General features: G+C 46.9%; 22 protein-coding genes. 9 read left to right on the top strand and 13 right to left on the bottom strand.

Annotated features, from left to right (window positions below):
- Nucleotides 1–74 precede the first annotated feature (74 nt).
- The 10 genes from F4X88_03295 to F4X88_03250 all read right to left on the bottom strand — a co-directional run bounded on the left by F4X88_03295 (nt 75) and on the right by F4X88_03250 (nt 9693).
- Entirely contained in the window at nt 75–335 is a 261-nt protein-coding gene (locus F4X88_03295) for a hypothetical protein (GenBank protein ID MYA55300.1), read from the bottom strand.
- A gap of 191 nt (nt 336–526) precedes the next feature.
- Complete coding sequence (locus F4X88_03290) at nt 527–1000, bottom strand: hypothetical protein (GenBank protein MYA55299.1); 474 nt, start codon at nt 998–1000, stop codon at nt 527–529.
- Nucleotides 1001–1437: 437 nt separating this feature from the next.
- Nucleotides 1438–1767 (bottom strand): NIPSNAP family protein, encoded by a 330-nt coding sequence (locus F4X88_03285; GenBank protein ID MYA55298.1) that lies wholly within the window; start codon nt 1765–1767, stop codon nt 1438–1440.
- Between the two features lie 125 nt (nt 1768–1892).
- Nucleotides 1893–2522 (bottom strand): RraA family protein, encoded by a 630-nt coding sequence (locus tag F4X88_03280; GenBank protein ID MYA55297.1) that lies wholly within the window; start codon nt 2520–2522, stop codon nt 1893–1895.
- 69 nt (nt 2523–2591) lie between these two features.
- A complete protein-coding gene (purE, locus tag F4X88_03275; GenBank protein MYA55296.1) occupies nt 2592–3119 on the bottom strand; it encodes a 5-(carboxyamino)imidazole ribonucleotide mutase in 528 nt (175 codons plus the stop codon).
- A 131-nt stretch (nt 3120–3250) separates the two neighbouring features.
- Nucleotides 3251–4039: an MBL fold metallo-hydrolase gene (locus tag F4X88_03270; GenBank protein MYA55295.1), complete on the bottom strand. Its 789-nt coding sequence runs from the start codon at nt 4037–4039 to the stop codon at nt 3251–3253.
- Between the two features lie 318 nt (nt 4040–4357).
- On the bottom strand, nt 4358–4693 hold the full coding sequence (locus F4X88_03265) for a VanZ family protein (protein MYA55294.1): 336 nt from the start codon (nt 4691–4693) through the stop codon (nt 4358–4360).
- 151 nt (nt 4694–4844) lie between these two features.
- Complete coding sequence (locus tag F4X88_03260; protein MYA55293.1) at nt 4845–6812, bottom strand: YjhG/YagF family D-xylonate dehydratase; 1968 nt, start codon at nt 6810–6812, stop codon at nt 4845–4847.
- A gap of 18 nt (nt 6813–6830) precedes the next feature.
- Entirely contained in the window at nt 6831–7400 is a 570-nt protein-coding gene (locus tag F4X88_03255) for a Uma2 family endonuclease (protein MYA55292.1), read from the bottom strand.
- Between the two features lie 43 nt (nt 7401–7443).
- Nucleotides 7444–9693, bottom strand: coding sequence for a hypothetical protein (locus F4X88_03250; GenBank protein MYA55291.1), 2250 nt, complete (start codon nt 9691–9693; stop codon nt 7444–7446).
- Nucleotides 9694–9815: 122 nt separating this feature from the next.
- On the opposite strand from F4X88_03250, the gene F4X88_03245 reads away from it, so the two are divergent.
- The 6 genes from F4X88_03245 to F4X88_03220 all read left to right on the top strand — a co-directional run bounded on the left by F4X88_03245 (nt 9816) and on the right by F4X88_03220 (nt 18085).
- Nucleotides 9816–13100, top strand: coding sequence for an NgoFVII family restriction endonuclease (locus F4X88_03245; protein ID MYA55290.1), 3285 nt, complete (start codon nt 9816–9818; stop codon nt 13098–13100).
- Nucleotides 13101–13248: 148 nt separating this feature from the next.
- Nucleotides 13249–13920: a hypothetical protein gene (locus F4X88_03240; GenBank protein MYA55289.1), complete on the top strand. Its 672-nt coding sequence runs from the start codon at nt 13249–13251 to the stop codon at nt 13918–13920.
- 80 nt (nt 13921–14000) lie between these two features.
- The gene (locus F4X88_03235; GenBank protein MYA55288.1) at nt 14001–14255 is read left to right on the top strand and encodes a hypothetical protein; all 255 of its coding nucleotides are present in this window, start codon (nt 14001–14003) and stop codon (nt 14253–14255) included.
- Nucleotides 14256–14430: 175 nt separating this feature from the next.
- Complete coding sequence (locus tag F4X88_03230; protein ID MYA55287.1) at nt 14431–14880, top strand: hypothetical protein; 450 nt, start codon at nt 14431–14433, stop codon at nt 14878–14880.
- Between the two features lie 271 nt (nt 14881–15151).
- Entirely contained in the window at nt 15152–16528 is a 1377-nt protein-coding gene (locus F4X88_03225) for a hypothetical protein (GenBank protein MYA55286.1), read from the top strand.
- 279 nt (nt 16529–16807) lie between these two features.
- The gene (locus F4X88_03220) at nt 16808–18085 is read left to right on the top strand and encodes a transposase (GenBank protein ID MYA55285.1); all 1278 of its coding nucleotides are present in this window, start codon (nt 16808–16810) and stop codon (nt 18083–18085) included.
- Between the two features lie 3 nt (nt 18086–18088).
- Here the strand turns inward: F4X88_03220 and F4X88_03215 are convergent, their stop codons facing one another.
- Entirely contained in the window at nt 18089–19756 is a 1668-nt protein-coding gene (locus F4X88_03215; protein ID MYA55284.1) for a site-specific DNA-methyltransferase, read from the bottom strand.
- Between the two features lie 49 nt (nt 19757–19805).
- Here F4X88_03215 and F4X88_03210 point away from each other — a divergent pair, with 49 nt between their 5' ends.
- Both F4X88_03210 and F4X88_03205 read left to right on the top strand, forming a co-directional pair.
- Entirely contained in the window at nt 19806–20768 is a 963-nt protein-coding gene (locus F4X88_03210; GenBank protein MYA55283.1) for a serine dehydrogenasease, read from the top strand.
- Between the two features lie 20 nt (nt 20769–20788).
- Nucleotides 20789–21094, top strand: coding sequence for a hypothetical protein (locus tag F4X88_03205; GenBank protein ID MYA55282.1), 306 nt, complete (start codon nt 20789–20791; stop codon nt 21092–21094).
- Between the two features lie 835 nt (nt 21095–21929).
- Here F4X88_03205 and F4X88_03200 read toward each other — a convergent pair.
- Together F4X88_03200 and msrA are read right to left on the bottom strand one after the other, a co-directional pair.
- Nucleotides 21930–23492, bottom strand: a complete 1563-nt coding sequence (locus F4X88_03200; GenBank protein MYA55281.1) for an efflux RND transporter periplasmic adaptor subunit — start codon at nt 23490–23492, stop codon at nt 21930–21932.
- Nucleotides 23485–24024, bottom strand: a complete 540-nt coding sequence (gene msrA / locus F4X88_03195; protein ID MYA55280.1) for a peptide-methionine (S)-S-oxide reductase MsrA — start codon at nt 24022–24024, stop codon at nt 23485–23487. Before msrA ends, F4X88_03200 begins: the two co-directional genes overlap by 8 nt.
- Nucleotides 24025–24116: 92 nt before the next feature.
- Between msrA and F4X88_03190 the strand changes: the two genes are divergently transcribed.
- The gene (locus tag F4X88_03190; protein ID MYA55279.1) at nt 24117–24806 is read left to right on the top strand and encodes a hypothetical protein; all 690 of its coding nucleotides are present in this window, start codon (nt 24117–24119) and stop codon (nt 24804–24806) included.

The raw sequence follows: 24806 nt of genomic DNA, 5'->3' as shown, positions 1-24806 counted from the left end.
AGAACAGACCACACCCCATCGCTATCACGAATACACAAAGAATCGGGATCCAGATACGTTTTCTTAACATGATTTCATCTCCTTAGCGGCGGTTTTTTTCTACGATTCAGCCATCCAGCAAGACCGAATCCGAGAAACAATAAAGTCAATACGATGAAACCGGCGGTATTGAAAAACCAGAGCGTCACCGGCACGAGAAAACTAATTGTCGCAGGGATGATGTATTTGAGAGCCGTGCGGTGAGAAAAACTCGTTTTCAGAGTTTCAATGCCACCGGCGCGAATTTTCTGAGCAAGGATTTTCTTCTCGTCGGGTGTTAACTCTTTTTTTCTCACAGAAACTATATTCAATTTTGAGGACGGTTTATATCGTCTTTTTCGGCGTGGTAGAACCAGAAAAAAAGTAAGACACTCCCCACAACAGTCATGATGTGGACAGGGTATGCTGCAATAACACCTACAAACGCCTGAAGGTCATAAATTTTATCTTCCAAAAACGCAATCACTGCCATCATATAGACCTCCTTTTATCTCCTTTTGGCGTTCAGCAGAACACCTGACGGCAGGCGTAAAACAACAGAACTGCCCAAGTGGTCAAGCGTCACCTGCTGGCACTGAATCTCGACGACTTGGAAATCGCCAAGTCCCCCACCGATCGAAAGCATCTCTTGCCGACCGGTTGTTTCATTTTTTATGATAGCCGTCGAATGCACAGCGTCTTTGCTGACAAACGTCCCGAGAAGTTTCAAGTTCGCCCCAGGGACTGGTTCGGGATTCAACACCGTTCCCAATGGGGCAAAGAGGTTATTCCGAATGATCGTTTGATAGAAGTCGCTCTCAATGGACTCGAAAAACGTCCTACGGGGTGGCGCAGCTACCTCGCGGGCATGGGGCGGCGGCGGTCCCTCAGGCATCTCTGCCTGTAGGAAACTATAGAGACCCAACAGACCCCCAACACAAATCAGAAGACTCACGCAAAACGTCAACTGCTGCAAAAACACGCGTTGACTCCTTTTCGGGTAGAAACAGATACAAATGAATATGCTACAAGGAATGAATGCCGAAGAGTGTCTACAAAAGAGTGGTTGGGCAATGTGTCCCAATAGGGTGCTAACCTAAATGTTTCGCAAAACGATGCCGTTTCTTGCTACAATTAGGTTAGCACTGTCATACTCTCACTATGGCAGTGCGACGCGTCGCACGGTGTTTGCCCACCGGCGGCACCCCTATGAAAATAGGACGCTGCCCCGACTGGCATTCCGCTTTTCGGTCTCCTGAGTGTGCCAGTCAACTACATTATAGCAACACTTCTCTGTCGTGCCACCAAAAACTTTTTTCCAAAATAGAGGGGCTACCTCTCGGTCGTTCTCGTGCCTGCCTCTATTGGTGAGGATAGGGGAAGCCAGATCCAAAAAGGAACTATCCAAACCTGAGTTAACTACTGCAGTGGTGAATAATCTGTCGGTTCAATAATCTTGGAACTCGCGACGTTCACCAAGGGACCTCCGACTTCCGTTAGGCGTTTCGCCTCTTGCCACGCGGGATCGGCGATGAACGCATCCCACGCACTCTGGTAGTGTCCCAGATCTTCAAAAGCAAGCATATAGATAAGTTCCGTCGTCGTTGCCTCGCCAATAGCGGTTTCCCAAAATCCGATCACCTTCATTCCGTGTTTCTCGAACAGTGGAACGGTGATGTTTGCAAACCGGTCGTTCAGGTTTTTCATCTTTCCCGGGACGACCTGATACGTTCGTAATTCATAAATCATACTTTTAATTTTCCTTGCGGTTCGGTCAGGCGGGTTTTGTGAAGAAAGTCCCTCTCCGTATATCCAGCCCGGCCCGTTGGTTGGGCTTACGCGCTTTTTCTAAGTACGCAAACTAAAAGTTTGCGCTACAAAATTCCGTATTTGTCGTAGACCTCGCGCAGCGTTGCGCCAGCGCGGAGTTCATCACGCGTCCGGTTTTCACCGGCTACCTTTGCAAACGCAGCTTCGAGTACGTCTATTTCTACCGTTCGCGGGATAACAACAACTCCATCGGCATCACCGAACACGATGTCTCCAGGATTCACCATAACCCCTCCGCATTCAATAGGAACGTTATACGCCACCACATCCCCGCGTCCACTGGAATCAACGGGCGACAGCCCTGTTGTAAACACAGGAAACCCCATTGCTAAGATCTGGCGAGCATCTCGGACAAATCCGTCAATGATAGCACCCCGCGCGCCGCGCGCCCGTGCCGCTGTTGAGAGGAGTTCCCCCCAAATACAGTTACGGGTGCTCTGGTTCGTAGAACAGACAAATACATCGTCCTGTTTGAGGCTGTCCACCGCTGCGATCTCCTGCTGATAGGGTTCATCCGGAATCTCGTAGACATCCACACACTGCACGGGCATGGCGCGACCTACGACAACTGCCTCTGGATGAAGTGGACGGACGGTATGTCGCAGTGCCTGTTCGCGATACCCGACTGCATCAAGTGCATCCGAAATCACAGCGGCGTATAACTGCTGTTCCATTATATCAAACAACTCTGTATCACTATTCCACTTTTTGATTTTACCTTGCGGTGCCGAAGTACCCATAACTTAATAATCCTGGTAGCCAACCTCTTGAAGACGGGCCGCTTTCTCTGCGACACCGTCACTCAATTTTTCTTTGTATTCCAACAGTTTTGCTTCCAGTTCTGGGAAAAGGGTCGCCAGAATTTGGACGGCGAAGAGTCCTGCATTCCGAGCACCGCCAGATCCGATTGCCATCGTTCCGACGGGAATGCCCGGCGGCATCTGAACTGTCGCATAGAGTGCGTCAACGCCGTTGAGGGGTCCGCCGTCGATCGGGACACCGATAACGGGTAGCGTCGTATGTGCCGCGATGACTCCAGCGAGATGCGCTGCGCGTCCAGCCCCGGCGATGATTACCTTTCCGCCTTCTGCTTTAATTTTTTCTGTCCATGTGAGCGTCCGCTCCGGCGAACGGTGTGCAGAGGATACAGTTATCTCAAATGGAACTTCAAATTCCTCTAAAACTTTAGCGGCTTCTGCCATCTTTTCTAAGTCGGAGTCACTTCCCATGACGATACCGACAAGCGGTGTTTTCTGATCTTGAAGGGACATATTTTAATTATTCCTTGCGGTTCGGTCAGGGAGGTTGCGCAGATGATGTGCTTCCCCGTAGACCCGCCTGCGCCGTTGTTGCAGGCTACCTCTTTGGATTTAACGAAAACCTCTTTACTGATAACCGATAACTAATAAATAATATGTGAATTTCTCTCAATAATAAGCGGTTCGGGTCCGTCTGCGGGGAATTGATTTGCCCACTCATTCGGATCGTAATCTCGGGTGACGAAACAGGCACGATGTCCTGGGACAGCGTGCTTGAGTCCAATCCGTGTTGCCATTTTGACGCATCCCTCGTAGAACGGAAACTCGCCTTCGGTCGGATGGTTCGTCAGAAAACCAATATCCGGTTTATATGCGGACACTGCTGAAATCAGCGTGTCGTGTTCAGCGAAATTATTGATTGGATCGCCGCTGAAATACAGTGCTACCCCGTTACTGACAATCACATACCCCAAGTGTGTAACATCAGGGGGTGCTATGTCAGCGGAGGCGTCGCCTTCAGGGGGCTTAGCATAGACAGCATGCACAGTGAGCTCGTTTAGGGTTGCTGATTCTCCAGCAGAGATCTCCGTTATATTTCCAACAGCAACGTCTGTCTCTGTAGCAATTTGGCGTGTGCTTTCTTCGGGTCCAACAAACCGCGTTGCATCAGAGGTCTCCCAGATTCGACGGATGGACTCTGAGCAGGTATGATCGCCGTGTGCGTGGGTCAAGAGGACGAAATCGGTTGGAAGTGCTGACTCGTCAAGTGGTGATTCGGTATAAATAAAACGGTCCGCGGGACGTTCACGCGGAAAATAAGGATCGATTTGGACAATAGTACCATCAGCAGCTTTCAGGGCAAAACTGCTCTGTTCAAACCAATGAACAGCGACAGCTCCTTCTGGTACTTTCAAATTAACAAGTGGATGCATATCTTTAATTATTCCTTGCGGATCGTTGAGGCGGGTTTTCGATTTGAACGTTCCTTTCCGTAGACCCGCCTTCCACTTCGTTTCAGGCTACACGTTCTATCTAATAACATTTCTAAAAGATTATATTGCATTGACAGATCGCTTCAAAGACCCCACCAGACTGCACAGGCTAACGGTCTCCTATGCTACAAAGAGTTCGTTTATTGAAGCATTTTCAATCAGAAATGGTATAACACTAAAATCTGCGGTGTAGTATCAAATTCAGGGTGTTTTGGCTTAAGTGTTTCCGTTCAGACAGCCCTGATTGCCGCTTGCTAATTACTTTTTTTGGTAATAGAAATAGACCCCTAACACACCGGCGATTGACCCTAACACATCTGCGACCCAATCTGCGAGGGTAGCAAATCTGCCCGGCACAAAGGTTTGATGCCATTCATCACTTGCACCGTAGAGGATAGAGAACACCGCTGCGATACACCATACCCATCGCGATGGCAATATAGGGGGTTTCGCCTTCACAAGTGCTCGTGCGACTAAGGCACCGAGAATGGCATATTCAACAAAATGGTAGAGTTTGTCAATGGTCAGCCATTCAAATTCCGGCATTGGGAGCGGTGGTTGCTCCAGAGACGAGATGGCGAAAATAAGGATCATGTACAGAAACGGCGGAACCCAATTTCTTAATTTTCCTTGCGGTTCGATAAGGTTCGTCTGGGATTTCACGCTCGTCTCCGTAGACCTGTCTACCACTTCGTTTCAGGCTTCGCGCTCTTTTTTAATTTTTCGTGATACCTGCTCTTTGGGGTTATTGGCTTAGCGCATTGAGAATAGCATCTACATCGTAGACACAGCCACCCCATGTGCCGCCGCCGACAGATTGCAATGCCGCCCAAAGCCGCGTATCATCTGGCAGTGCCTCGTCTGAAGAGAGATCTGGACGCGGTCCGCGTGCTGCCAAAACCTGTGTTCCTGCTTCTACACCGAAGTGTTCGCTGCCGTGTCCTACCAAATCAATGCTGCCTACCAGTTGTCGGGTGTCAATCTCGATCTGAATTATATCGCCATCAAGTACCTTCCCGATGGGACCTCCCGCGAGTGCTTCCGGACCGATGTGCCCGATACATGCGCCCGTCGAGACACCGGAGAACCGAGCATCTGTAATCAAGGCGATATTTTTACCGAACGAAAGATGCTTCAACGCGGAGGTCAGTTGGTAAACTTCCTCCATTCCAGTGCCTTTCGGACCGCGACAGCACAACACCATGATGTCTCCGGGCTGCATATCTCTTTCACCCTGACCTTTGAGGGTCTGTATCGCGTCGGATTCCCGAACAAAGACCCGCGCCGGTCCTGTCATCCGATAGACACCGTCGGCATCAACGACGCTTGGATCAATGGCAGTGCTTTTGATAACAGATCCTTCGGGAGCCAGGTTGCCGCGTGGGAACGTAACAGTGCTCGTCAATCCGGCTTCCTTGGCGGCCTCCGGGCTCAGGATCACTTCATCAGCGGCAATGTTATCTTCATCCTGTAGTATTTGACGGATGCGGGCCCGCCGTTCAGAGGTTGCCCACCAATCGAGGTTGCTGCCGAGGGTTTCACCTGTCGCCGTTAGCACGTCTTCATTGAGGCATCCCAATTCACGCAAGTGTAGCATTACTTCAGGGACACCACCGGCGAGGAAGACTCTGACTGTGGGATGTCCAACAGGTCCGTTCGGTAGAACATCGACAAGACGCGGGACGTTTTGATTGATTTCTGTCCAGTCATCTATCGTTGGACGTTCGAGCCCAGCGGCGTGTGCAATAGCAGGGACATGCAACAGGAGATTTGTCGAACCGCCAAACGCGGCATGCACGACCATGGCGTTCCGAATCGCTTCCGGTGTAACGATGTCATTCATCGTCAACCCTTTCGCGGCTAAATTCACCACAGCGCGTGCGGAACGGAGTCCCATATCCGACCAGATGTCCTGCCCTGATGGTGCTAACGCCGTATGTGTCAGGCTCATTCCCAACGCTTCACCGACGACCTGTGATGTCGCTGCGGTTCCCAAGAATTGACAGCCGCCACCGGGGGTTGCACAGGCACGGCAGCCCATATCCGCTGCGTCCTGTAGACTAATTTCGCCGTGTGCGAAACGTGCCCCGATCGTCTGGATTTTCCCAGCATCTTCGCCTGTGGTAGGCGGCAACGTCACACCGCCCGGCACGAGGACTGCAGGCAGTTCCCGCATTGAGGCGAGTGCCATCATCATTGCGGGTAAACCTTTATCGCAGGTGGCGACCCCCACAACACCCTTCCGCGTCGGTAGGGACCGAATAAGTCGGCGGAGAACCTGTGCAGCATCGTTGCGATAGGCGAGGCTATCCATCATACCGACAGTGCCTTGCGTCCGTCCATCACACGGATCGGAACAGTAGCCTGCGAATGGGATTGTCGCGAGTTCCTTCAGTTCATATGCGACTGCTTGCATCAGAAGTCCGACTTCCCAATGCCCGGTGTGGTATCCGAGCGCGATTGGGGTTCCATCAGGGGCACGGATTCCACCTTGCGTGCTAAGGATCAGGAATTCCTCTCGCCGAAGTTCTGTGGGTGCCCACCCCATAGCAGCGTTGTGCGTCAAACCAAATATGTCTCCACTGGGTCGATTGAGGAGCATTTCTTCCGTAAGGGGCAGACTGCCTTCGGGACCGGCGGCGTGCGTTTTGAGGTTATAGATTTCGCCATCACCGGTTTCTAAGATGTCTGTGTAACTAATCGGTTTTGCCATTTTTTAATTTTTCCTTTTCTATTCAAACAGTTGCGCGACTGGACACGCAAACCCTTCAACAACATCCTCACCTGTCAATGTATCCTCACACGTGAGCAGTGTGAAATCTGTTTCAGAACGATAGACCATTACTGTTTTGGCAATGGGTTCGATAACCCAGACAAGACGTGTCCCTGCTTTCAGATAGGCGAACGCCTTTTCAGTAACGTCGTACTGTTTATCTGTAGGAGAGACGATTTCAATCGCAAGGTCGGGGGGGACTGGCGACCCTTTACGTCTGTTTTCTGGTAATCGGGCAGTCGAAACAAACGCGACATCCGGCTTTACCCACCGATCCTCCAATTGAAATGTCGTTTCCGCAGTATACAGATGTCCGAGTTGACGTGTATGAACATGCAAATCTAAGTAACGAATAACTCTGATACTGATTTCACCATGTTCCATCGATGGAGGTGCCATCGGGACTAATTCTCCTTTTACATATTCATAACCCTCAAAATCGTTTTCAAGAAACTCTTCCGGTGTTATAGGTTTCCCGTGTGCTGCGCTCTCGGGAATGGATTCAGGGTTCGTTTGCGAATTATGCATCGGTTTCCTCCCCCGTAAGAGCGATCTTCCGATCGCGATACCTCTATTTATTCTGTCCTTCGAGCAGTTTCACAACCTCGGCTCTGCCGGCTTTCACCTTTGCTTCGTCTACCTCAATTCGCAGCATACCCATAATACTTTTGGCAAATGCCCAGTCTAACGTTGCCCCAGCCATCGCTGTGCCTCCCATATTATTTCGAAGTGTAGTATCTGCGCCTTCCTCAAGGAGGAGTTTCACTATCTCGGTACGTCCAAGGAAAGCTGCCGCATGCAGTGCTGTGCCGTCGTCTCGACTTTTTGCATTCACATCGGCACCGTGTTCAAGGAGAAGCACCACAATTTTTGTGTGCCCCATCAGGGCAGCAGTCGCCAACAGTGTGTTACCGGATCGTGGATCTTTGGTATTCGGGTCTGCGCCCTCTGTTAGTGCCTGTTTCATGGCTGCGACATCACCGGCAAACGCCGCTCCTGATAGCCGCTGCGGCGAGAATGTGCTTACTTCTTCAAGCGGGGCATCAACACCGAAAAGTTTCGCAATTTCAGTTCTACCCGTTTTCATCGCTGCGACCTGTTCTTTTCCGGTCTCTATGCCAATCAAACCCCCGAGGAAGGCAGTCATTTCCCAATCCAGAGATAAGGTATCCGCTGGTGTTGCGCCATCGTCATTGCGTGCCTGAAGATCCGCGCCATTCTGAAGCAGCACTTTCGCGACCGCTGCCCTACCGAAAACTGTGGCGAGATGTAGGGCGGTATTAGCGTCTCTGTTTCTACCGTTGACATCCGCGCCCTCTTGTAGCAGGAGTTCAACGGCTTTTGTCTGCGCCGTCGTCACCGCCCACATCAACGGCGGCATCTCAAAATGCAGCGCGTTAACATCGGCACCCTCGGCTATGTGTTGTTTGATGGCTTCAAGGTCTCCTGCGCGTGCGGCACCTGCTAAGGTATTTTCTATTGATTGCAGAAAGCCTTTCATGAAGTCGCCATCTTCTGGAATGAGGAAGGGGGGCTCCGGACGTTTTCTCCATACCGGCATTCCATCAACAATTTCTGCCTGTATATCGCTCTTACGGTTGCGGATGAAGTTTCGGGCTGCTTCCAGTTCGCTTTCAAAGGTCGGATTTTTAGAGCTGCCCCATCGTCTTCCACCTCTACTCCAATCTTCTTCAATGACGCGTTGCGCCGGCACTAAATGGGGTTCAACCCTTACAGCGATCCTGTCTAATTCGGCTAACAGTTCAGCGGCATTCCAGTGATTGTCTAAGATCTCAGTGAGCACTTCCCTATATCGTTGCCGTCCAGACTCGGATTGGTACAACTGATAAGCAATTAAGCCCTGTGTCTTGACAGAGATTGGTGCCCGGGCATCGTTCATGAACTCAAGTTTACTCATCTTGGTAAAGATGGAGTCCATCCCCCACGGAATGAAGTGAAATTTGTTGTCCTCCGGGTTCAAATAGACGAAAAAGTTATTTTTATTCCCGGAGTAACCGTCCCAGAACCCGACTAAACTTTCAGCAGCCCAGAATCTATAGAACGACTCCAAGTTTACTAACTCACCAATATCTGCCTCTGTGGCTTTCGGGTCTGCCAGTAGGTCGATCAAAGCGTTGATATGTGCTCTGCCGCGTGTGTCATCCCCCCGTTTATGTTCAAAACTGTTTTCCCATCCCTTGTAAAAGTCCACGACTGTCCCTTCATAGAGGGGCCCCTCGCTATTTCCGAAAGCGCGTTCCAGCAACGGTTTCCGAACAGTCTCCACGTGTGCGTATATTCCGAGGTTTTCGCCGTTCACTGTTACTTTCGCGTAGGCGCATCGCGACGCGGGCGATCCGATTGTATTAAACAATGCATACCCCAAAAATTGGCTCACTAAGCCTGTGTCTTGTTTGTTGTTATTAAGTGTCAGGTTCGTGAGTCCTTCAATCCCGCCCTCTTTGTCAATATGATTGAGTTTGATTTTGAGAGACGGACGGGTGTGGCTTAGTGAACCGATGAACCCTTTTTTACGCAATCCTACCTTTGGAAAGACGACCCCATCAATACTGACGCTTGCCTCAACGTAGGTATACGGACGCTCCATCGGCTTAAATTGCCGAGACGCACCGAGTGCTGTCATAAAATCTCGTGACTGGTATCGGATTGTGTCCCAATCCCGCTGTGGAACGGTGATTTGCACATCTATAATTCGATCGGTTGGGAAAATATCGTTTACTGTTAATTCTTTTGCGCTGCTGCTATGGATAGCAACTCCCAAACAGAGAAGTGTTGCCAAGCAGGCTGCCCATTTTGTCATTTTTTCACCTATTTTTAAATTTTTTAGTTGCAATTAGTATAGCAGATTTTGGATTTTTGTGCTTGTGAATTTTCAAGGACTTTGGTATTATAAGACCATAATCCTTTACGGAAGAACACGCCATGTCAAAAACCTCCCGCATCCGCGATAACAATATGTATAGCACCGTTGCCAATTTCTTGAAGGATAAAATCCAAGACGGTGCTTCCCTTTCCTTCGTCTCCGCCTATTTTACGATTAATGCTTTCAATGCTCTCAGGGATTCACTCACTGGTATTGATAACCTTCGTTTTCTTTTCGGTGAACCGGATGTCATCGGTGGAATGGATCCCTCAAAAACAGAGAGTAAAGCGTTTCGTCTCACCGAGGAAGGGTTAGGACTGCGTAATGAACTTTCCCAAAATGAAACTGCCAAGGCATGTGCGGATTGGATTGAGAAGAAGGTTAAAATCAAATCGGTCCGTAAAACTAATTTTCTGCACGGCAAGATGTATTATATTGAAAAGGACGGGAGTGAAGATGCAATCATCGGAAGTTCTAATTTCACGGTGCGCGGTTTGGGATTAAGTGAAAAGACGAGTAACATTGAACTTAACCTTGAAGTTGACAGTAAAAGTGACTGTGCCGATCTGAAAACATGGTTCGATAACCTTTGGGAATCAGATCAAGTCGTAGATGTCACTGACGAAGTTTTGCGGAATCTGGCGAATGCTTATCAGGACAAAGACCCCGAATTTATCTACTACAAGACTCTTTATCATCTCTTTGAGGATTTCTTGAAAGACACAACGGATGCGGAGTTCGCTCAAGCAAATCCCAAATTTCAGGAAACAGAAATCTGGCAGAAACTTTTCGCTTTTCAGAAGCACGGCGTTCAGGCGTGCATCCAAAAACTCAAGACATATAACGGTTGTATCATCGCTGATAGTGTTGGATTGGGTAAAACCTACGAGGCACTTGCTATTATCAAGTATTTTGAATTGCGAAATGCGAATGTTTTGGTGTTATGCCCTAAAAAGTTAGAACAAAATTGGACCCTTTATTCCTTAAACTATAACAGAAAACACAATCCTTTTAAAAAGGATAATTTCCGTTACGATGTTCGGGCACACACAGATCTAACAGACCGAGGCGCATCAGATTATGAATGGGATGCTTTCGATCTTGTCGTGATTGATGAATCTCATAACTTCCGAAACCGCTCTACTAACAAATACGATGAAGATGACAATCTCATCCGCAAAAGTCGCTATAATAAACTACTGGAAGATATTATTCAGAGCGGTTGTAAAACGCAAATCCTCATGCTATCTGCTACACCGGTGAACAATCGCCTCACCGACCTCGAAAATCAGATCCGTCTCATCACAGAGGACAGAGACGATATCTTTCAACAGATAGGCATTCCAAGTATCAGAGGAACACTCAATACTGCACAGGGTAGGTTTGAAAAATGGACAGATGAAACTGAGGGACTCTCCAATCCATCCAACCGTCAGGAGAGTCTTTCGGAAAGTCTGAACGCTGATTTTTTTACGCTATTAGACAGGCTTACGATTGCACGTTCCCGAACACATATTGAAAACTTCTATGGTGATACAATTGATCAGATCGGCGGGTTCCCCGACCGTGGCAAGCCGCAGTCTATTTTTCCCGAAATTGACCTTCAAGAAAACTTTCCTACCTACCCAACGATTAGCACACAAATTGATGGCTACAAACTTGCGCGCTTTATCCCGTCAAATTATATTCGTCCTGAGTGCCTACATCATTACGTTGAGGGATTGCTCCGCCAACGCGAGTTCAACCTTATCGGTATGATGAAGGTGAACTTCCTCAAACGGCTTGAGAGCAGTGTTCACTCCTTAGCGACTACATTGGGACGCACTATTAAAGAAATTGTTGAACTTGAATCCGAAATTGAAGCCTTTTTAAGTGGAGAAACTGAAAAAGGAGCAGGTTTCGATCCATTGGCTGAAGCGGAAGAAGAATACAATGATGGTGAAGATCAGGAATTACAGGCTGGCATAGAGGCAGGAAAGAACCAGTTCTATCCATTTGAACACCTCGATCTTGATGCATGGCTGAGGGATCTGCGAAACGATAAAACGCAACTGGAAAAGATTCATAAAAACGCTAACACTATCACAGCCGACAGAGACGCAAAATTAGAAGAACTCAAGCAACTCATTTTAGAGAAGGTCCAGAACCCAACAACGAACAAGAACGGAAAAGAGAATCGTAAGATTCTTATTTTTACTGCATTTGCCGACACAGCCAACTATCTCTACAAATACCTACATGAGTGGGCAACTGACACGCTTAATATTGAGTGCGCTGTTGTAACGGGAAGTGCAAACAGGACAACCTTCGGCAGAAATGATTTTAATGAGATTTTGACCAATTTTTCACCGATCTCTAAAGAACGAGTAACAACCGACACAGAGGAGGATACACCAGAGATTGACCTCCTCATCGCTACTGATTGTATTTCTGAAGGACAAAACTTACAGGATTGTGATTATCTCATCAATTACGACATCCACTGGAACCCTGTCCGCATTATTCAACGTTTTGGACGGATTGATCGTATCGGCAGCAGGAACACGAAAGTCCGCCTTGTCAATTTTTGGCCCACGCCTGAACTCGACGAATACATCAACCTGAAACCTCGCGTTGAGGCCCGAATGGCACTCGTCAATCTTACCGCAACAGGCGATGACGATCTGCTCTCGTTGGAAAACAGGGATGATAGTTTGGAACAGGTATGGACGCATCGAGACGAACAACTCCGCAGCATGCAGACTGACATTCTTGATTTCGATGACATTGAAGAGCAGCTCAATCTCAATCAATTTACGCTTGACGATTTCCGGGCGCAGCTCCTCAAATATCTGCGCGAAGATGAAGCAAAACTTAGGGACGCGTCCCTCGGTTTATATGCCGTCACTGCCCCGCTTACATACGACGGAGTTCCCGTGAATATCAAACCGGGGGTTATCTTCTGTTTGAGGCAGGCCGGTGAAACAGAAGACAATAGTGAAGGAGAGAAACTCAATCCGATTCATCCCTATTATCTCCTTCATATAAGCGATGAAGGTGAGGTCTCTATCGGATTCACCAATCCAAAGCGGATTTTAGAACGCCTCAGCCAACTTTGTGTTGGGAAAACGAGTTATGATCAAGACCTCTGCCACTGGTTCAACGAAGAAACCCACAACGGTAACGATATGACAATCTATGAGATGCTCATTGATGCTGCTACCGACTCAATACGCCAAGAATACAATCGGAAGGTCAACGATCAACTTGACGCAAGCCCTGATGCCCTTCTGCCGTCTGTTGATAGTCAGATTACCGAAAAAACCGAGTTTGAACTTGTTACGTGGTTGGTCATTAGACATTAGCCCATGTTGTACCACAATCTTCCAGATTGTGTCTGCTGTAGAGTTCTGTTTTTCGCCAACCGGAAATGGACGCTACACAGATAATGAATATGCCACTTCGGAAGTGGACGCTACAAAAAATATAGATGTAAAACGGAAAAAACTAAAAATGAATCAATATAACTACAAACCATACTATCGTCGTAACTTACCACATATACAACCCCCAGGGGCAACCTTCTTCATAACATTTAACCTGACAGGATCAATACCAAAACATATCTTACAACAGTACATCACAGAAAAGAGAAAACTTGAAGCAGCAGAACAGATAACTTTCAAACAGAAACAAGATATCCCAGAAAAGAAACGTGAGTGGTTCCGAAAATTTGAAGAAACATTAGATCAAGCAAATAACGGACCCGTATGGCTCAAAAACGAACAGATAGCTCAATTGGTAACTGAGAGTCTTCACCACCTAAATGGGAAAGTATATTCTTTAATTTCATACTGCATCATGGCAAACCATGTCCATGTCGTATTTACACCACTGGAAATCCAACCTTCTGTAACAGACGATAAACAGACTCACAATATGCGTTACCATTCGCTATCTTCCATCATGCATTCACTCAAAAGTTATACAGCACAAAAAGCAAATCAAATATTAGGACGTAGCGGTGCATTCTGGCAACACGAAAGTTACGACCATTGTATCCGTAATCCAGATGAACTGCATCGGATTATTAGGTATGTCCTCAATAATCCGGTAAAAATAGGTTTAGTCAAAGGATGGAAAGAATGGAAGTGGAACTACCTATCCAAAACATACGACTTGTAGCAATATCTGAAATCTTCATAGCACAAACTGGAAGTATGTGCTACGATATAGAAGTAATTGATAACTGAGAAAGGTAGCCTATGAATTCAGAAATAACAACTAAGAAAAATATTGAGAACGTTCTAAAAAAATTCAATAACCAACCGCTACGCGAAACCGCTACAACCTTCTTAAACACTCTTGGTTACAATAGCAAACGCGTCGGTAATGATGACCTTGACACTGAGAGGTTCAACCGTCTTACGGAATCTGCGCTTGAGACTGCCAATCCATCTCAAAACTCCGCATTGATGACTGGCGATCCTTTTGTCAGATCATGCAAGTATCAGATGTAGAGATTAACCAACAGGCGACACCAGCCCAGGGGTCTTTGTTTGAGAGCACCGAGATAGAAGATGGGCTCAGAATTTCCTATATGTTCGTCACGTTGTATCTTTCTGGGATACCTACACTCGCACACAACTCGCCGACATCACCCGTTTCATCAACAAGGAGTATCAAAAACCGATCATGGTGATATTCCGATACGGTGCTGTTCTCTCACTCGCCATTATCAATCGTAGACCTAATCTCAGAAATGATACAAAACAAGTCTTAGAAAAAGTGACGCTTATTAAGGATATTAACCTTGATTCTCCGAAGCGTGCCCATATTGACATCCTATCTGAACTCGACCTTCACCAATTGATTGAAAATGAAGGTGTTAACAATTTTGACACCCTCCACAACGTCTGGGAACGCATTCTCAATACAGAGGCACTTAATAAACGGTTCTATCAGGACCTTGAAAAGTGGTATGAGTGGGCAGCGAAAATATGCAAATTCCCGGATTCTGAAAATGATATGCAGGTTATCCGTATGATAACGCGCCTCCTTTTTATCTGGTTTCTCAAGGAAAAGGGATTGGTGCCCTCAGATCTTTTAACAAGCACCGCTGCCCCCCCACTTTACAAAAAATAAGTATTCATCTCAAAACGTCAATGAGTCTATACAGAGAAGAAGTGCGCAGGCATATCTTCACAACTTCACTGCAGAAGCATCTGATTATTATCAAGCTATCCTTCAAAACCTTTTCTTCGCAACGCTCAACACACCGATAAATGCGCGAGGGTTCAGTAGCGTCAGTCATCGCGATCATCGCAATGGAAACAAATATCGCTATGCTGATTTGCTTCAAGACCCCAAGGCATTTTTACAACGCCTTCAGCAAGTTCCGTTTGTTAATGGTGGTTTGTTCGACTGCCTTGATACGTTTGAGGCAACTGGCAACGGTGGGAAACGTATTGACTGTTTCACGGACAACCCAAATGATCGTCGAAAACTCCATGTTCCGACCAAACTCTTTTTTCATGTAGAGATGGGTATCTTCCCTCTCTTTGACCGGTATAAGTTTACTGTTGAAGAAAACACACCGGTTGAACAGGAGGTAGCACTTGATCCCGAGCTGCTCGGTCAGGTATTTGAAAACCTCTTAGGTGCATATAACCCCGAAACCCAGTCTACCGCGCGCAAAGCGACTGGGTCCTATTATACGCCGCGTCAGATTGTCAATTACATGGTAGATGAAGCCCTTATCGCTTATTTCCTTCAGAAGGTGGAGCCTTATGACGGTGACAAAGAGTTCTTAGCAGAACGGCTTCGAGACGATCTCCTCGCTTATGAATTCCAGGGCGATACAGATAAACCTGACGACCATCTTATTGATGAAACTGAAATTGAGTCGATGATTCAAGCAGTAGACGAATTAAAAATTATCGATCCTGCTGTCGGTTCTGGGGCGTTCCCGATGGGAATTCTCAATAAATTGGTACTGATTCTTCAAAAACTGGATCCACAGAATAAACATTGGAAACAGCGACAACTCCAACAAGTAATGGGTATTAAAGATCCGGAAATCCGAGATGGTGCCCTTGAGATAATCAAGGAAGTTTTCTCCAAAACGAACCGATATAATGACTACGGGAGGAAACTTTACCTCATTCAGAAGGGCATCTACGGTGTGGACATCCAACCAATTGCTATCACAATTGCCAAACTCCGATTCTTTATCTCACTTATTATAGACCAGGTACCGAACAACAATCCGGACGACAACTACGGTATCCGCCCCCTGCCGAATCTGGAAGTTAAGTTTGTCGCAGCGAACACGCTTATTGGGTTAAATAGGAGTGAAACGCAGCTACTCCTTGAAACCGAAGATATTGAAGCACATCGTGAATCAATTACCCAAATTCGAGAACGCTATTTTAGGGCTAATACTCGGCAACAGAAACTCAAACTGATTGAGGAAGAAAAGGTGTGCCGTGCTGAATTGACACAAGCCTTGGCAGCAGTGGCAAGACAGTGGCGATTAGGGTCGGAAAGTAGTGTTCTTGAGGAAGCAAAAAAAATCGCTGCCTGGGATCCATACGACCAGAATGCAGCCGCCGAGTTTTTTGATGCAGAGTGGATGTTCGGTGTAAAGGATGGGTTTGATATCGCTATTGGCAATCCGCCATATATTGAACGTAAAAAGATTAGTCCAACTAACAAGGTAACATTGCAAACTTATTTTGGTGACTTCTTCACTACTAAAGTTTGGACAATTTTAACGGCTTGTGCTAATTAACTTTCTGTAGATTTAGATTTCACAGTATTAATCTTTTGCCACTTGTAATTTGACAGCTTCGGTTCATACTGCCCCATTTTTAAACCAAAGTCTCTATATGAAAACAAAGAGGCAATGGAATCAAGGTTCAATTTACAACGAAAACCCAACAACTGTGAAATTTAACAAAACACATGGTCAATTAGCACAAGGCGTCAATTTTAAGAATTAAGATGCATTAAAGCAGAAAAGCAGGTATCCTTTCATAAACATAACGCTTGTTTTGAAAGGAAAGAAACAATGCACCTGCTTCTCCACTTAGAAGGTATTCTATCAGAGTTTCGGTTTATGTTCAACTCCCAAAACTTTGCGCTTTTCCAAGCGTTCATCTATGGGTTTATTACCCACACAGGTTCTGGTACCTTGACCCAGCTTTACCAAGCGAGTGGTTCCCAGACGCGATATTGGTCTTTGCCAAAGTTCCTGTCCCAAGGGAAGTGGGACCCGGATGCGGTCGCTGCGCACTTGATAAAGTATCTCCAAGCGAGATTTCCGCAGTGGGTCTACGTCTATGATCAAACGCATGCCTTGAAAACGGGTCGTTCGCAATGGGGACTTCACTTCTTCCGAAACTTCTCTTATGCTTCAGGGCGCGTCAATACATCAAAGTTCCACTATGGACATGAGTTTGGGGCCCTGGGGCTGCTCTGTGCGACTCCGACCCAAAGGCTGCTTTTCCCGGTCTGGGTGAAACTCATCGTCCCGCAGACGGTTCGCGATAAAGGCGATGCCGTCCTGAAACGTATCGCTTCAAAACTCTCTCGGGGGCTTATCATCTTCGATAGTGCTTTCGCACGCCGAAAGGTCTTTGAAATGTTATTGGGTTTGGGACATCACATCTTGTGTCGGGCGAAGTCGAATGCCGTGTTCTATCGGATACCTAAGCCCCCGAAACACCCCAAACCCGGGCGTCCCAAAAAGTATGGAGACCGTCTGAATATCAGACGCCTGCGCTATAAAACAGTGTCGGTACTGGAGAAAACATATTCCGTCACCGCAGCCGTCGTCCGCACGAAAATGTGTCCCGTGGATGTTCGACGCGTCGTGATACGCAAACGCCCGAAACCCTCAAAACCGTATCGGTATTTCCTCGTCTTTACAACAGACCTGACCCTCGAAATACCGCAGATCATAGAATACTATCAGCAGAGGTGGCACATCGAGACCGCCTTCCGAGACGCAAAACAACACTTCGGGTTCAGCGCGTATCAAGTGAAGTCTCGAAAAAGCATCAATCGCTTTGTACAACTCAGCTTCATCGCAGCGTCTGTGACAAAACTCATCTTTACACTGCCACAACCCACGCAGAAACCGATAAACGTCAAGACCGTTTGTGAGTCTCTCGGCATTCACTGGTATCACCCAAAGAAACTCACACAAGGGCTTCGCATCGCTTATCTACAAGCACAAATCCGGGAGAAACTATTTTCTACGAGTTCCACTGAAAATACAAACTCACACAATATTACACCCGTTTTTCAACAAGATACCGAGCTGCCTTTCGACAAGGCAGCTTGAATATCATAATATTGTCCAAACTTTAGTAAGTGTAATATGTGGAACTGTTTTGTTGACAAAACCGCCCGCGACATCTTTTGACGAATCTTTGAGTTTGTAGTAATCAAAATTCCCTGTTAAAAGACGTTGGCGTGCTAAAGCGACCGCCACACGGCTCGTATCCATGGTTATCCACCGTCTGCCCCACTGCTCGGCAACATAAGCGGTTGTGCCGCCTCCACAGGTGGGATCAAGAACAAGGTCGCCGGGTCTTGTTGTCATTAGAACACAACGCTCTATGACTTTATCTTGGGTTTGAACAACATAAAATCTCTCGTTTGCTTTACCTGATGTATCAATCCAAGCATTCGTCAAACGTTTTACGGGAAAGTCTTGGTGATATTTTTTAAACCATGGTTTTTTCCCTCTGCTTTCCAATCTTCCAGCCGAATTAAGTCTTTGTAACCCTTCTATACTTGTTTTCCAATGGCTCTTTGAATCTGTAAGATGTGTATTTCCCTCAAAGGTAAAAGAAGGTCTATCAGAACCTGCTCCAGCGGAAGTTAATCCCGAAAGTTGATATACTTTAGCTTCCGATGGTAGCAGATTTGTATTTGCTTTTTCTTCTGGAATTAAAGGACGGTCCTTCATATCGATAGTAACGCCCCAAGAGCCTCCCTTAGTTTCACGTGCCCATTCATCACACGGCTTATCTATAAAAACCTGATGATATGCGAGGTTTTCTATGTTCCTCGCGTACCAGAGTAAATAAAACAAATTGTTGTCTAATAATTTTCTTGGTGTTGTTGTCTTAAATACTGATATTTGAGAAACGAAGTTATTGGGTCTAAATACCTCGTCCATTAAATTGCGTACAATATGAACATTTTCATCACCAATCTGCACAAAGATACTCCCACTGTCCGTCAATAGTTCTTTAGCAACAATCAAGCGGTCGCGCAGATAGGCGAGGTAGGAGTGGACACCGAGTGTCCACGTATCACGGTAGGCTTTAATCTGCTCCCGTTCGCGAGTCAAATCTTGTTCTCTGTCCTTTACATCGCGCTGGAAGAGGGTGGGTTGGAAATTGGAGGCAAATTTGATGCCGTAGGGTGGATCAATATAGATCATCTGCACCTTGCCTGCAAGGTCTTCTCGATGTGCAAGGGAGCTCATCACGGTGAGGCTATCACCAAGGATGAGGCGGTTCGCCCAATCTACGTCGTGTTGGTAAAAATCGACTGCTTTGCTATAATCCTGCTGTGGGTCGGCGAAGAGCTCACGCTGAACGTTTTGGCGTTCAGCAACCTGCAGAATGGCTTTAGCACTCACGCGCTCGTGGATATGCAACGCAACCGGATCGACGCTGAAAGATTTTGTCTCCTGTTTGCCTGCCCATTCCAGCCATGGTCCGTGGTGTCGGAGTGCATCGGCGAGAGTTTGGGCTTCCTCGGCATTGAGGGGTCGCTGTTGTGCTATTTGGAGCAGTTCGGGGAGTTTGTCAGCGTCTCCGTTTGGGTCGGATCGGAGGTTGGGTGGTAGGTGCGGGTTGTAGGCGTATTCCTGTTTCGGTGTTTCTTGGATTTTGCCTTGTGCGGCGATGCCAGCGGGTGGATTGTTTTTTCGGGTAGCAGTGTCGTGTCGGTAGTCTTGGACCTCTTTTTGTTGGGTGGTGCGTTTTCTTCTCGGCATTCTGTGTTCCCTTCATGACAATCTAAAAAGTTAGTAGATTGCGGTTTTTATGCGTTTTTTTCTTGACATTTGCGGTAAAATGTTGTATAGTATTTCTGATAAGCGTAATACAATATACCAGATAAACGTTCTTAAGTCAAGGAGTAAACTATTGGCGGCAATGCGTCCAGTTGATCATCACATAAGCGTACACCTCAGTAAATATCTTGGCACGATGGAAGAAGTCCTTAAGTCAGATATATTGACAATTTCCAGTCCCATACTGCCGGGATTAGAACATATAGTAAAAACTGCTGTTGAACCCCTGCAAAACAGAAAACCTAAATTATCAATTATTCTAGATACACTTGGTGGTACAATTGAAGTAGCTGAGCGTATCGTTTCTATTATCCGGTACCACTACAATGAGGTTGACTTTTTGATTCCTGACCGAGCTATGTCTGCCGGAACGGTTTTTGCGATGTCGGGCGACCGGATCTTCATGAATTATTTTTCTTGTTTGGGACCGATTGATCCACAAGTTTATAAGAATGGAGAGTTCGTTCCAGCTTTGTCATATTTAAACCAATATGAACGGTTATGTAAAAAAGCGGAGGATGGTGAGTTGAACACCGTTGAGTTTGAACTTGTCCGTCAGCTTGACTTAGGTGAACTTGACCAATTTGAACAAGCACGTCAATTGTCCCATGACCTTCTGACTGATTGGCTTTCTACTTATAAGTTCAAGGATTGGGACATTCATAGTTCAACAGGGAAACCCGTTACGCCCGAAGAAAAAAAGAAAAGAGCAAAAAAAATTGCATCCGTGTTGAGCAACAATGAGCGTTGGCATTCTCACGGTCGTATGATTCCAAGGGACATATTAACCTCAGAAGAAATCCGTTTGAAAATTGAGAATATTGAAGATGTCCCGAATCTTTTCCCTACTCTTGATAACTATGTTGGACTGCTCAAAGATTATGTGCAGAGAGAATCGTTTCCCACATTTGTGCACACTCGCGAATATTTTTGATTAAAGAAAGGAGTTTCATAATGAAAAACCTACGTCAATTTTCGATTCCCTCTTCGGTAGTGGATGTTGAAAACAAGACTTTTGGGAGAACCACCGGGGTTCCTATGTTACGCAAACAGGGAACTGACATAATAATTCTCAACAATCCGAAGATTGACCGCGAACTCTTAGAGGAACACGAACGTATGGTCACTAATTCAAAAGGCATCATTCCGGGTAAAAAACAGGGCGCAGATTATAACCTGGCACACCCACTGGCTCGGAAAGATATGCCAACCGATGCCTATCATCTTGGGAGAAGTGTGAGTGAAGTTAAAAAGTCCTGAGCATGGATAAAGGTCTATTAGACATGCCATCCAATTCTTTTTGGGCGAGGAATCTTTTTCCTCGCCTATATTTTTTACATGATAGTGGCAGTCAGTGGTCGGCAGTCGAAATTCAGAGATCCCTCCTACAAGCAAGAGAGTCAGCAATGAGCGATTGGGGCTAATGATTGTAGACTTTACGCGCAACCTTCGTGAAATTTTCATAGCAAATTTCATAGCAGCTTTCATAGTGACTCCTAATGAAATTTCCTAAAACCCAATGTCTATCAGGGTTTATCGCCTCTCACCACACTTGTTGATTTTTCGGTTTGCTATGAAAACTATGAAAATATCTTCAAATTTGCGAAACCTGTTAATGTGTGTTGTATCCTTCCGAAATCCTAAAAATGCTATCCCTGACAACCTACTGTCAACGCCAGTTTGATAAAAGTGGCATGTCGGGTTTCGCTATGGTTTCTGACCCCAAGAAGGCCCTTGAAAACCGCAGATTTGTCCGAATTTCGAGGGGTTTCGTCCGTCTTTACCGCTCTACCTAGAGGAAACACCCAAGCAAAAACACCTACAGTTTTATTTTCAAACTCACGTTATTACAATATCCCTGATGATATTACAGAACTTAGACCTGTGCTGGAATTTGCCTATAACAAACATCGCGGGCAGTAATTCCAATACATGCCTGCCGTAAACATTTCCTATCACTCCACCAAAACCATAGTGAACAGATGTTACGCGAGAGCAGCATTGATAAGATGAATTCCAATAATTTCTCAACGTGCGATGAATCGCACTACTACAAACGGGTCCGTTCCTATGCTGAGCGATGCGGAAGAAAAGGCTAATCCCGAAGGATAGACACTGGGGTTCCATCCTGTAACTGGTGTTGTTTATCAACAATTATCAGCGTCCCTGCCGCAAGTTTCGAGGTAATTTCTATCTCGCCACCGTAAATAGCACCAACGCTGACCTGTTCCCGGCGTGCCGTGTTCCCTTCAACGGTGAAGGTAGTTCCGCTCCCATTCTGAATATGCAGAACTGCATGCAAGGGAAGGAGTTGCACATTTTTCCGCTCACCCATTTTGACAGAAACCGTGATTGTGCCACCCGGTCTTAGACCGCCAGTGTGAGAGAGTGTCCCCACAGAATTCGGGACGTTGGCATGGACAAGCACCGTATTGTCTTCACGGTTGACCGTAGGACTGATAAAATCGATTGTGCCGACGATATTCCGAATACCGGCATCCGTAGAAATCAGGACGAGTTCGCCGCTGTGAATGCGACGCGCATCCGTGACAGGCATTTTCCAAATAGCTTTGAGCGCATCAACACCGATGACTGTAAATACCGGCTTCCCTGTAGGTGAGGTGGCGGATCCTGCATAGTCTCCCATGTTCAAGTGGCGCTCGGCAATAACGCCATCAATCGGGGACTTAAGCGTCGCAGCACGCGCCTGTTCTTGAGCGAGTTTGCGTTGTTCTTCAGCTTGACGCACTGCCGCTTTCGCAATTTCAATCTCTTGCTCCCAAGATTTCGCCGCTACCAGTTTCTGTGCTGCGTTGCGGTCGGCTTGCGCCTGCGTAACTTTTGATTCTGCTAAAGCGATCTCGCGTTCCCAGCTGCGGATCTCCACGAGTTTCTGAGCGACGGCTAATTCCGCCTTTGCTTTCTCTATGGAGGGGTGTGTTGAGTCGTCCACAAACTGACTCGCTGTGACCTGCGCTTCCTCTAAACGGGTTTCTGCCAATCTCAAACGTTTTTCTACGGATTCAAAATTGCTATCACTGATGAGCTGCTTCTCGTGGAGCGATTTGTTTCGATTATAATCCGATTCAGCATCATCGTGCTCCACCTTCGCACGTTCTAAACTTTGTTCCGCATTTGTTTTCGATTTTTCAATCGTCTCCACGGCTGCTTGGGACGTCGCTTCTGCCTGCACGAGTTGGTTACGGACCCGCATTTCAGCGAGCGCTTGTGTCTCCACAAGGTTCGACTGCGCTGTCATTAACGTTTCTTGTGCGATCGCCAACTGAGATTCTACATCTGCTTGAGCGTTTGCTTCCGTTGAGGTAAGTCGGGATTTTACACTGCTGAATGCCGATTCCGCGCGTATCACGGCAAGTGTGGCTTCTCTTGAATCCGTTTCTGCAAGCACATCATCTTTCGCTACACTTTGACCAACGGTCGCTGTCAGGGCAACAATCTTCCCGGGAACATTGGCATATACCTTCACCTCAGCGTGCGGTTCTAAATGTCCGGTATACTGCTTCGTGGAAACAATCGTCCCGCGCCTCGCTGTCGCCACCGGCACAGTGATCGGTGATGCTGCCTTTTGGGCAATTACACTTCCAACACTGAAAGAGAAGATGATAGCGCAAACCCTCAGTAGATGTCTATTAATCATTTTTAAGTTTGTCCTTAAAATCCTTTGTGAACTTTTGCATCTTTGGATGAATCACAAACTGACAGTATGGCTGGTTTGGATTCAATTGAAAATAGTTTTGGTGGTAATCTTCGGCAGGATAAAAGACATCCAACGGAGTAATCTCCGTAACAATCGGAGCGTTCCATATATCGGATGTGTCCATTTCGGCTTTAGATTTTTCGGCGATCTGTTGTTGCGTTTCTGTGTGATAGAAAATCGCTGAACGATACTGGGTACCGACATCAGCCCCCTGCCGATTTAAGGTTGTTGGATCATGTGTATGCCAAAAAACTTCTAATAATTCTTCGTAAGAAATAACGTCCGGATCGAACTGGATCTGAGCCACTTCGGCGTGCCCTGTCATTCCCATACACACCGCTTGATATGTTGGGTTGACGGTGGTGCCGCCGGTGTACCCGGAGACGACCGTGTGAACCCCTTCCACTTGCAGAAAGACTGCCTCAACACACCAAAAACACCCTGCTCCAAGCGTCGCTGTCTCTAATTTCATCTCTTTATTGACGGTTTTCGCGCTGTGGCAAACCCCGTGTCCTCCTTTGACAGTTGTCGGTTATCAGTCGAACTTGCAAAAAGTGGAAAACTATGTTATACTCATACCTTATGAAACGTTTCTTTTTTTTTCCTATTTTCCTGTGTCTGATGGCATGCCAGTCCCAGGAGCAACAGATAAAAACGCTTGTCAATCAACTTGGTGACAGGGCGGCTCTGCGTCGCACCCAAGCCGCCGAAGCCTTAGTCAAAATGGGACCTAAGGCGGTCAATGCTCTCATTGAAGGCGTATCCGATGAAAATCCGCAGATTCGTGAGATGTCGGCATGGACGCTCAGCGAAATCAAAAAACCTGCTGATCGCATTGTCCCTGCCCTTATCTCTGTGTTGACAGATCCCGATGAAAACATCCGAGTTGTCGGCTCTGTTGCCCTACAAAATATAGGTGAACCTGCCGTGCCGTATCTCATTGATGCTTTAACAGCGGAGACAGCAGAGATTCGGCTGAATGCCGCTTATGCGTTAGGTGAAATCGGGACCCCGCTTGACGCAATTTTGCCAGCACTCATCAATACATTGACAGATCCAGAATGGAACGTCCGTCGTCTGGTTGTGCGTGCCTTGGCTACAATCGGTACGCCTGCGGTTGATTCTCTCGTTGTCGCATTCAATTCACCTAACGCTGACCTCCGCCGTATGGCAGAACGCGCCCTGAACGACATCGGTACTCCACAAGCCCGCAAGGCAATTGCGGACGCAAAGAAAGGATTGGCGGATCGCTGA

The sequence above is a fragment of the Candidatus Poribacteria bacterium genome, from assembly GCA_009839745.1.
Classification (GTDB): domain Bacteria; phylum Poribacteria; class WGA-4E; order WGA-4E; family WGA-3G; genus WGA-3G.
This window is presented reverse-complemented; position numbering and strand designations above follow the sequence as displayed.